Raw genomic sequence first — 8,259 nt, forward strand, 5'->3', positions numbered from 1 at the left:
GACAGCCGGCTCCTGGCGATGGCGGCGCTCGTCATCGCCGATGAGCTCGCGAGCGCCCGGGCGGTGGCCGATGCCTCGACTCAGCGGGCGGCGGAGCGGGATGCCGCCGCGGCGGCCGACGCCGTGGAATCCATGGCGCGGCGCATGGACGCCATTGCGACAAGGCTCTCGGCACCCTAAGTTCTCAGGTCGGACGGGCGCTGCGCGGTTCGACAGAGCTACGTATCCCTGGGGCCAATGATTATTCTCTTGGGAGCTGTCCCTGGCTGGGTCCCTGGACCCTTTCACACGGTGCCCACCTGCTGAGGAGCAGGTCGCAGAGGATAGAAACGCTCACCGGCCAAGTGGCTCCGTCCGACCTATGCCCCTTTCAATCCTAATAGCTGGGCCGCATTTCAAGGCCTCATCCGCTCGGCGCCCCCCACGATACCGGTGCAATTCGCATCGGCAGCGCCGCGAGCGGGTCCTTTGACCCACCCCGACAACCCGACACCCGAGCAGCTGGTCGAAGCCAAGCGCGCCCTTCGCGCGCTTGCGACCGAACGGCGGCGGCAATTGGCGCTCGAGGTCGGGCCCGAAGCGGCCGGCATCGCCGCCGCCGAGCAGTTCTTCACGGCCTACAAGCCGAAGTCCGGCACCGTGATCTCGGGCTATTGGCCCCTCGAAGACGAGTTCGATCCACGGCCCCTGATGCAGCGCCTGGTCGAGCGCGGCTATCCGATCGGGCTGCCGGTCGTGATCGGCCGCGACCAGCCTTTGCAGTTTCGCGACTGGCGGCCGGGCATCGCGCTCGTCCCCGGTCCTTTCCGTGTGCCGACGCCGCCGCCCGATGCCGCACTCCTCGAGCCGCGCATCCTGCTGGTGCCGATGCTGGCCTTCGACCGCGAAGGCTATCGGCTGGGCTATGGCGGCGGCTTCTACGATCGCACCCTGGAACGGCTGCGCGCGCGCGGCGGCGCGCTCGCGGTCGGCACCGCCTTCGACGGACAGGAAGTGACTCATGTTCCCCATGCGGATTTCGATCAGCCGCTCGATTGGATCGTCACCGAGCGGCGCGCGCTGCGTGTCGGCGCGAATTGAAGTGGGGGGCGAATTGAAGTGGAGGCGCGAATGAGCGTGGCGGCGGCATGAATATCCTGCTCCTGGGCGATATCGTCGGACGGGCCGGCCGCGAGGCGGTGGTGGAAAAGCTGCCCGCGATCCGCGAGCGCCTGGCACTCGATTTCGTCGTGGCCAATGGCGAGAACGCCGCCGGCGGTTTCGGCATCACCGAGAAGATCATGGCCGAGCTGCTGCGGGCCGGCGTCGATGTGGTCACGACCGGCAACCATGTCTGGGACCAGAAGGAGACGGCGAACTTCATCGACCGCGCGCCGCGTCTGCTGCGGCCCGAGAATTTTCCCAAGGACACGCCGGGCAAGGGCTTCGGGATCTATGAGGCGCCGGGCAACCGCAAGGTGCTGGTGGCCAACCTGATGGGGCGCCTCTTCATGGATGCGCTCGACGATCCCTTCGCCGCCGGCGAGGCGATCCTGGCGCAGACGGGACTGGGCCGCGGCGCCGATGCGGTGCTGTTCGATTTCCATGCCGAGGCGACCAGCGAGAAGATGGCCTTCGGCCATGCCTTCGACGGCCGCGTCTCCGCCGTGGTCGGAACCCATACCCATGTGCCGACCGCCGACACGATGATCCTGACCAACAGGACCGCCTATCAGTCCGATGCCGGCATGTGCGGCGACTATGATTCCGTCATCGGCATGCAGAAGACGCTGCCGGTGCAGCGTTTCGTGCGCAAGATGCCGACCGACCGGCTGACGGCGGCCGAAGGGCCGGCCACGGTCTGCGGGCTCTTTGTCGAGACCGACGATGCCACCGGCCTCGCGCGCCGCGCGGTGCCGTTGCGGGTCGGCGGCAAGCTGGCCGAAAGCTGGCCCTGAGCCGGCGCTACATCCGGACGAAAAAGGAGACGCCATGGCGCAACTGGATCATCGCGTCGCGATCGTGACCGGCGCCAGCACCGGCATCGGGCTCGCCATCGCCAAGGCCTTCGCCGCGGAGGGCGCCAAGGTGGTGCTGGCAGCCCGCAACCGCGAGAAGCTGGAGGCCGGGGCCGAGGCCATCCGTGCCGCCGGCGGCGAGGCGCTCGCGATCGTCACGGACGTCACCAAGGAGAACCAGGTCGGGATCCTCTTCAGCCGCACGGTCGAGGCCTATGGCAAGGTCGATATCCTGGTCAACAATGCCGGCGTCGCCGCGCCCGAGACGGTGGAGAATCTCGCGCTCGAGGACTGGCAGCGCGTCATGGATGTCAATGTGACCGGCGCCTTCCTCTGCGCGCGCGAGGCGTTCCGGCTGATGAAGCCCAAGGGCGGCGGGCGCATCATCAATATCGGCAGCGTCTCGGCCAAGGCGCCGCGGCACAAGTCGGCTGCCTACACCACCTCGAAATTCGCCCTCGAAGGACTGACGCGATCGCTCGGCCTCGACGGGCGCAGCTACGGCATCGCCGTCTCGGTGCTGCAGCCCGGCAATACCGACACGCCGATCTGGCTGGGGGCCGAGGAGAAGGCGCGCAAGGAAGGCTGGATGGCGGCCGAGGACGTGGCCCGCGTCGCCGTCCTGATCGCGAGCCTGCCGCCGGACGTCAATCTCTATGAGAGCGTGATCCTGCCGGTGACGATGCCGTTTTTGGGGCGGGGGTAGGGGGCGGACGAGCACTTCTCGCCGCTAAGCCTTATTCGTCGCCCCGGCCTTCGCCAGCATGACGAAAGAGGGCAGGCTCAATACTTCGCGTCAATGAAGAGTGAGATCAGACCGGCTTGGCGGTCAGGATCGCGCGAGCGACTTCGCGTTCGATGGTTTCGGCGCGGGCGGTGAGGTCGTCGGCGATGCGCTTGGAGGCGGCGAGCGCCGGGGTGCCGGTGGCGGCCAGCGCCAGGGCGGCATCGAGGGCGCTGAGGCCCGCCTCGGAGACCATCTCGGTCACCCGCTGCGCGACGCGGCCCAGCTCGGCGGTGCCGTTGCCCCGGCGCTTCAACGCCTTTTCGAGATCGGGAAGAACGGGACCTGGAACCTGAGCCATGAAAGCCTCTCCTGGGATGTCGCCCGAGTGTGGTTTTCGAAGGTTAACAAGCGCTGAAACCGACTCGGGTGGCAAGTCCCTGACCAACCCCCGGTTGGCCCCCTCTGACCCCTTGGGAAGCCTAGGGAATCCTGCTAAAAGGCGGCCGCATTCTTGCCATATTGACGGACTACCTCTGCGCCGATATGGCGAATGGGCCCCACAAAATATGGTAGGGTGTCGCTAAATCCCCTCAGCATCTGGATTTTGAGGCTATGGCCGGCCATTCGCAATTCAAGAACATCATGGTCCGCAAAGGCGCCCAGGACGCGCGCCGCGGAAAGCTGTTCACGAAACTGATCCGGGAACTGACCACGGCGGCCCGCAATGGCATGCCCGACCCGGCCGCCAATCCGCGCCTTCGTTCCGCCATCGCGGCGGCGCGCAATGCGAACATGTCGAAGGACACGATCGAGCGCGCGATCAAGCGCGGCAGCGGCGGCGGCGCCGACGCGAACTACGAGGAGATCCGCTATGAGGGCTATGGGCCCGGCGGCGTCGCCATCATCGTCGAGGCTCTGACCGACAACCGCAACCGCACCGCCTCCGAGATTCGCTCCGTCTTCTCGAAGGGCGGCGGGAATATGGGCGAGACCAACAGCGTCTCCTTCATGTTCGGGCGCAAGGGCACGATCCGTTTCCCGCTGGCCGTCGCCACGCCGGATGCGATGTTCGAGGCGGCGCTCGATGCCGGTGCCGAGAATGTCGAGAGCGACGAGACCGGCCACGCCATCACCACGCCGGTCGAGGATTTCGCGCAGGTGCGCGACGCGCTCGAAGCGAAGTTCGGGGCGCCCGAGTTCGCCCGCCTGACCTGGCAGCCGCAGAACACGGTGCCGGTCGACGACAGCGCCGCCGAGACGCTGCTCAAGCTGATCGAGGCGCTCGAAGACAATGACGACGTTCAAACCGTATTCGCGAATTACGAAATCGCCGACGAGGTCCTGGCGCGGTTGTCGGCCTGATTAGAGCCGGCGGAATCGCTCCGGACGAACAGCGACGGATAAGAGGTTCATGCGGCTCCTGGGGCTAGATCCCGGATTGCGCCACACCGGCTGGGGCGTGATCGAGGTCAGAGGCAACCGACTCTCGTACATTGCCGACGGCGCCGTTCATTCCGACGGCACGAAGGCGATGGCGGAGCGTCTGGTGCAGCTCCATGAGGGGCTGGCCCGGGTGATCGAGCGCTATCGGCCCGATGCGGCCGCGGTCGAGGAGACCTTCGTCAACAAGAACCCGAACTCGACATTGAAGCTGGGGCAGGCGCGTGGCGTGGCACTGCTGGTGCCGGCGCTGGCCGGCCTTCCCGTGGCGGAATATTCGACCAACCTGGTGAAGAAGTCGGTGGTGGGGGCGGGCCATGCCGAGAAGCAGCAGATCCAGCGCATGGTGAAGCTGCTGCTGCCGGGCTGCCTGATCGAAAGCGCCGACGCGGCCGATGCGCTCGCCGTCGCGATCTGCCATGCGCATCATTACAACACGCTGCAGCAGTGGCAGGCGCCGGCCGTCGCGGAGGCGGGCCGGTGATCGCCAAGCTCAACGGCCTGGTCGACAGCGTCGGCAGCGACAGCGCGGTCATCGACGTGAACGGCGTGGGTTATCTCGTCTTCGCGTCGAGCCGCACGCTGGGACGGCTCGGGCGTGTCGGCGAGGCGGCGAGCCTGCTGATCGAGACCCATGTGCGCGAGGACCATATCCATCTCTATGGCTTCGCGACCGCGGCCGAGCGCGACTGGTTCCGCCTGCTGACGACGGTGCAGGGCGTGGGCGCCAAGGTCGGGCTCTCGCTCCTGGGCGCGCTGGCGCCGGAGGAGTTGCTGCAGGCGGTGCTTTCGCAGGACAAGACGGCGATGACGCGCGCGAGCGGCGTCGGGCCCAAGCTGGCGCAACGCATCGTGACCGAGCTCAAGGACAAGGCCGGCGGCATCGCGCTCGGCACGCCCTTGGCGGGCCTTGCCAGCGCCGCCGCCGAGAGCGAAGCGCCGGGGCCGATGGCCGATGCGGTCTCGGCCCTGGTCAATCTGGGTTATCGCCCGCAGGAAGCACTGGGCGCGGTGTCGAGCGCCGCCCGTGCTTTGGGCGCCAAGGCCTCGGCCGAGGCCTTGATCCGCGCCGGGCTTAAGGAACTCAGCCATTGAGCGAGACCCGTGTCATCCAGCCGGAACGCCGCGTCGAGGATCAGCTCGAGTCGAGCCTGCGTCCGCTCACGCTCGACGAGTTCATCGGCCAGCAGCAGCTGCGCGAGAATTTGCGCATCTTCATCACGGCGGCGCGCGGCCGCGCCGAGGCGCTCGACCATGTGCTGCTGTTCGGGCCGCCGGGTCTGGGCAAGACAACGCTGGCGCAGATCGTCGCGCGCGAGCTGGGCGTGGGCTTCCGCGCGACCTCGGGCCCGGTGATCCAGCGCGCGGGCGACCTCGCGGCGCTGCTCACCAACCTGCAGCCGCGCGATGTGCTCTTCATCGACGAGATTCATCGTCTCAATCCGGCGGTCGAGGAAATCCTCTATCCGGCGATGGAGGATCAACAGCTCGATCTCATCATCGGCGAGGGACCGGCCGCGCGCTCGGTGCGCATCGATCTGCCGCCCTTCACCTTGGTGGGCGCCACCACGCGTTCAGGGCTCATCACCACCCCGCTGCGCGAGCGCTTCGGCATTCCCTTGCGACTGCAGTTCTATACCGCCGACGAGCTCGAGGCGATCGTGCGCCGCGGCGCCGGCGTGTTGTCGATGAAGCTCACGGCCAAGGGTGCCGCCGAGATCGCGCGCCGGGCGCGCGGCACGCCGCGCATCGCCGGACGGCTGCTGCGTCGGGTGCGCGATTTCGCGGCGGTGGCGGGCCGCGACGAGGTCGACGAGAAGGCGGCCGACGCCGCGCTCAACCGGCTCGAGGTCGATGGGCTGGGTCTCGATTCCATGGACCGGCGCTATCTGCGCTGCATCGCCGACAATTATGCGGGCGGCCCGGTCGGCGTCGAAACTCTGTCCGCAGCTCTCTCCGAGCAGCGCGACGTGATCGAAGAGGTGATCGAGCCGTTCCTGATTCAACGGGGCCTGCTGCAGCGCTCGCCGCGCGGCCGTATGCTGACCGCCAACGGCTATCGCCATCTGGGATTGCCCGAGCCCGATCGCACCGGGCAGCTCGAGCTGATTGCCCCCGCCGATACAGCGCCCCTCGATCCCGCGGAGGTGCCGCTTGATTGAGCGCGAGGCGTCCGGCACCGACATCCATTGCTGGCCGATCCGGGTCTATTACGAGGACACGGATGCCGGTGGCATCGTCTATTACGCCAATTACCTGAAGTTCGCCGAGCGGGCGCGCACCGAGATGATGCGCGAGCTCGGCACCAGCCATTCCGAAATGACCCGGACCGAAGGGCTCAGTTTCGCCGTGGCGCGCTGCGAGGTGGATTACCTCAAATCGGCGCGTCTCGACGATCTGCTCGAGGTGCGGACCCGAATTGTCGAGGTGGGGGGAGCCACGCTCGATGCCCTTCAGGTGATCCGGCGGAGCGAAGACGAGGTCGCACGTCTGAAAGTCCGGCTCGCCTGCCTCAACCGCGACGGCCGTGCCCGGCGGATTCCCGCCTCGGTCCGTGCCGCGCTTTCCCGTTTTCAGCAATCCGAAGAGCGAGTCGAGTAGATGGAGAACGCCGCTATTGATGCCGCCGCCCTCGCCGGGTCGGCGCCGCCGTCCGATCTGACAATCATCGGCCTGTTCCTGCAGGCCGACATCGTCGTCAAGATCGTGATCCTGATCCTGGTGCTGGCCTCGTTTTGGACCTGGGCCATCATCTTCGACAAGGTCATCCGCATCCGCCGGCTGACCAGCCTCGCCGACAAGTTCGAGGAATCCTTCTGGTCGGGCGGCTCGCTCGAGGAGCTGTTCGATCGCATCTCGAACCGACCGCCCGATCCGATGTCGGCGATCTTCGTCGCCGCCATGCGGGAATGGCGCCGGTCCGCGGCCAAGGGTCTGCTCGGCACCGACCAGCTGCGAACGAACCTGCAGGACCGCATCGAGCGGGTGATGGACATCACGCTCGGCCGCGAGATGGAACAGCTCGAACGCCATCTGATCTATCTGGCGTCGGTCGGCTCCTCGGCACCCTTCATCGGCCTGTTCGGCACGGTCTGGGGCATCATGAACAGCTTCGCCTCGATCGCGGCGGCGAAGAACACCACGCTGGCCGTGGTGGCGCCCGGCATCGCCGAGGCCTTGTTCGCAACGGCACTGGGTCTGGTTGCCGCCATTCCGGCCGTGCTCGCCTATAACAAGCTCTCGGGCGACATCAGCCGTTACGGTCACCGCCTCGAGGCCTTCTCGGGCGAGTTCGGCGCGATCCTCTCCCGCCAGCTCGAGGAGAAACGCTAGATGGGAGCCACCCTCGGCACCGCGCCCGCCAAGCGGCGATCACGCCGGCGCGGCAGTGGCGGCGGCTATCGGCCCATGGCCGAGATCAACGTCACGCCGATGGTCGACGTCATGCTGGTGCTGCTGGTGATCTTCATGATCACCGCACCGCTGCTGACCGCCGGCATTCCCGTCAACCTGCCGCAGACCAAGGCCGATGCGCTGAGCGAGCCGACCGAGCCCTTGGTCGTGACGGTCAATGGCGAGGGCAAGATCTATCTGCAGGAAACCGAGGTGCCGCTGGAATCGCTGGTGGCGCGCCTGCAGGCGATCACGGCGAACAAGCCCGACACCAAGATCTATGTACGTGGCGACAAGGCGATCAATTACGGCCGCGTCATGGAAGTGATGGGGCTGGTGAAGAGCGCGGGCTTCGCCCAGGTGGCGCTCATCGTCGAGCAGCCGGCCGAGACGCAAACGGGAACTCAGATTGGCAATTGATCGTTCCATGGGGCGTGGCGCGCTGATCAGCGTGCTCTTCCACGCCGCTATCTTCGCGGCGATCTTTTTCGGCTTGCCTGACTGGATTGCACCCGAGGACCTGCAGCAGCCGGTCCCGGTGCAGCTTGCGACCATGGCCGACATCACCACACCGCCCAAGCAGGAGCAGCCCACACCGACACCGACGCCGGTCGAGAAGCCGAAACCGCCGGAGCCCGAGCCGACGCCGCCCCCGCCGCAGCCGCAGGTCGAGGCGCCGCCGCCCGAGCCGCCGGCGCCGAC

At 67.2% G+C, this 8,259-nt stretch carries 11 protein-coding genes, 1 other RNA gene and 2 pseudogenes; 13 read left to right on the forward strand and 1 reads right to left on the reverse strand.

What is annotated here, in order from left to right; genetic code table 11:
• The 5 genes and pseudogenes from ACREE8_RS24550 to ACREE8_RS24570 all read left to right on the forward strand — a co-directional run.
• Positions 1-180: pseudogene (locus tag ACREE8_RS24550) on the forward strand (cell division protein ZapA); the annotation flags it as partial.
• Between the two features lie 14 nt (positions 181-194).
• A non-coding RNA gene (gene ssrS, locus ACREE8_RS24555) (6S RNA) lies at positions 195-355 on the forward strand.
• A 113-nt stretch (positions 356-468) separates the two neighbouring features.
• Complete coding sequence (locus ACREE8_RS24560; RefSeq protein ID WP_431575655.1) at positions 469-1,080, forward strand: 5-formyltetrahydrofolate cyclo-ligase; 612 nt, start codon at positions 469-471, stop codon at positions 1,078-1,080.
• Positions 1,081-1,127: 47 nt separating this feature from the next.
• Positions 1,128-1,937, forward strand: coding sequence for a TIGR00282 family metallophosphoesterase (locus ACREE8_RS24565; RefSeq protein ID WP_431575656.1), 810 nt, complete (start codon positions 1,128-1,130; stop codon positions 1,935-1,937).
• Positions 1,938-1,971: 34 nt separating this feature from the next.
• Positions 1,972-2,703, forward strand: coding sequence for an SDR family oxidoreductase (locus ACREE8_RS24570; RefSeq protein ID WP_431575657.1), 732 nt, complete (start codon positions 1,972-1,974; stop codon positions 2,701-2,703).
• A gap of 106 nt (positions 2,704-2,809) precedes the next feature.
• On the opposite strand, the gene ACREE8_RS24575 is transcribed toward ACREE8_RS24570, so the two are convergent.
• Positions 2,810-3,082 carry a hypothetical protein gene (locus ACREE8_RS24575; protein ID WP_431575658.1) on the reverse strand — a complete coding sequence of 91 codons (273 nt, stop codon included), beginning with the start codon at positions 3,080-3,082 and terminating at the stop codon, positions 2,810-2,812.
• Between the two features lie 254 nt (positions 3,083-3,336).
• Here ACREE8_RS24575 and ACREE8_RS24580 point away from each other — a divergent pair, with 254 nt between their 5' ends.
• The 8 genes and pseudogenes from ACREE8_RS24580 to ACREE8_RS24615 form a co-directional block, all read left to right on the forward strand.
• The gene (locus ACREE8_RS24580) at positions 3,337-4,086 is read left to right on the forward strand and encodes a YebC/PmpR family DNA-binding transcriptional regulator (protein ID WP_431575659.1); all 750 of its coding nucleotides are present in this window, start codon (positions 3,337-3,339) and stop codon (positions 4,084-4,086) included.
• A gap of 49 nt (positions 4,087-4,135) precedes the next feature.
• A complete protein-coding gene (gene ruvC / locus ACREE8_RS24585) occupies positions 4,136-4,648 on the forward strand; it encodes a crossover junction endodeoxyribonuclease RuvC (RefSeq protein ID WP_431575660.1) in 513 nt (170 codons plus the stop codon).
• The gene (ruvA, locus tag ACREE8_RS24590; protein WP_431575661.1) at positions 4,645-5,259 is read left to right on the forward strand and encodes a Holliday junction branch migration protein RuvA; all 615 of its coding nucleotides are present in this window, start codon (positions 4,645-4,647) and stop codon (positions 5,257-5,259) included. Before ruvC ends, ruvA begins: the two co-directional genes overlap by 4 nt.
• Positions 5,256-6,326, forward strand: coding sequence for a Holliday junction branch migration DNA helicase RuvB (ruvB, locus tag ACREE8_RS24595; protein ID WP_431575662.1), 1,071 nt, complete (start codon positions 5,256-5,258; stop codon positions 6,324-6,326). Before ruvA ends, ruvB begins: the two co-directional genes overlap by 4 nt.
• Positions 6,319-6,765, forward strand: a complete 447-nt coding sequence (gene ybgC / locus ACREE8_RS24600; protein ID WP_431575663.1) for a tol-pal system-associated acyl-CoA thioesterase — start codon at positions 6,319-6,321, stop codon at positions 6,763-6,765. Before ruvB ends, ybgC begins: the two co-directional genes overlap by 8 nt.
• A complete protein-coding gene (gene tolQ / locus ACREE8_RS24605; protein ID WP_151178932.1) occupies positions 6,766-7,497 on the forward strand; it encodes a protein TolQ in 732 nt (243 codons plus the stop codon).
• Complete coding sequence (gene tolR, locus ACREE8_RS24610) at positions 7,498-7,977, forward strand: protein TolR (protein ID WP_431575664.1); 480 nt, start codon at positions 7,498-7,500, stop codon at positions 7,975-7,977.
• Positions 7,967-8,259, forward strand: a pseudogene (locus ACREE8_RS24615) (hypothetical protein); the annotation flags it as partial. The gene tolR and the pseudogene ACREE8_RS24615, both read left to right, overlap by 11 nt.

It is taken from the genome of Hypericibacter sp. (genome assembly GCF_050729195.1).
GTDB lineage: Bacteria > Pseudomonadota > Alphaproteobacteria > Dongiales > Dongiaceae > Hypericibacter.